Annotated in this window: 1 protein-coding gene; it reads right to left on the bottom strand. The window is 66.8% G+C overall.

Features of this window, described 5'->3' with window-relative positions:
* The coding region (locus tag ACIOMQ_RS41435) for an AMP-binding protein (RefSeq protein WP_402192909.1) at positions 1-1,128 on the bottom strand (1,128 nt) is incomplete at both ends.

Raw genomic sequence — 1,128 nt, 5'->3', positions numbered from 1 at the left:
GGCCGTAGGTGGTGCGTACGGTGGTGTGGGGGCAGGCGGTGAGGACTGCGTGGACTGCTTCGGGTGGGATGATGTCGCCGCCGGTGGTGATTTCTTTGAGGGTGTTGAATGCGGCGGGGTCGTTCTCGGCGATGACGCGGAAGAGTCCTGCGGTCAGTGATATCCGGGTGAGGTGGTGTTGTTGGGTGAGGGTGTGCAGGGTGGTGGCGTCGGTGATGTGGCCGGGGGGTGCGGTCACGATGGTCGCGCCGGCCAGGAGGGGTGCCCATAGTTCGTAGGTGGAGCCGTCGAAGGCGTGGGGGGCCTGGAGCAGGATCCGGTCCTGGGCGGTGATTTCCCAGCAGGGGTCCAGGGCCAGGTCGACGACGCCTTGGTGGGTGGCGGCGATGCCTTTGGGTGTTCCTGTCGATCCCGAGGTGTGCATGATGTAGGCCAGTTGTGAGGGCAGTACCGTCGGCAGGGCCACACTGTCCAAGCCATCGCCCGCGACACTGTCCAAGTCACCGTCCACAAGACCGCCCATGGCACTGTTGTGGGTGGGGTTGATGGTGATGGTTTGGCGGGTGGGGGGTTGGGTGGTGGTGTAGGGGTGGTGTTGGTGGGTGGGGTCGGTGAGGAGGACGGGTGAGGTGTTGTCGGTGGTGATGGTGTGCATGCGGTCGGTGGGGTGGGCCAGGTGCAGGGGGAGGTAGGCGGCGCCGGCTTTGAGGATGGCGAGTAGGGCGATGACCAGTGCGGCGCCGCGGTTCATGAGTACGGGTACGGGTGTTTCGGGGGTGACGCCGGCGGCGAGGAGTCGCTGTGCCAGCCGGTTCGAGTGGGTGTCGAGCTGCTGGTAGGACAGGTGCAGGGTGCCGTCGATGACCGCGGGTGCGTTTGGTGCGGAGCGTGCTGCGCGGGCGAAGGCTTCTGTCAGTGTTCTGGCAGGTTGCGGGGCGGGCCCGGTGCCCCACCTTGTCAGTGTTTCCCGTTGGATGGGGGAGAGTATGTGCATGCGGGTGAGCCGGGTCTGCGGGTCGGTGGCCGCTGCCGTCAGCACTCGTACCAGTGCCTCGCCCAGCCCCCGCACCGTCAGCTCGTCGAACAGATCCACCGCATAGCCGAGTTGGATGTCCAGGCCGCCGGCCG

The organism is Streptomyces sp. NPDC087845, from assembly GCF_044742755.1.
In the GTDB taxonomy this organism is placed as follows: Bacteria; Actinomycetota; Actinomycetes; order Streptomycetales; family Streptomycetaceae; genus Streptomyces.
The sequence above is the reverse complement of the archived record's forward strand: the minus strand, read 5'-3'. Positions and strand labels throughout refer to the sequence as shown.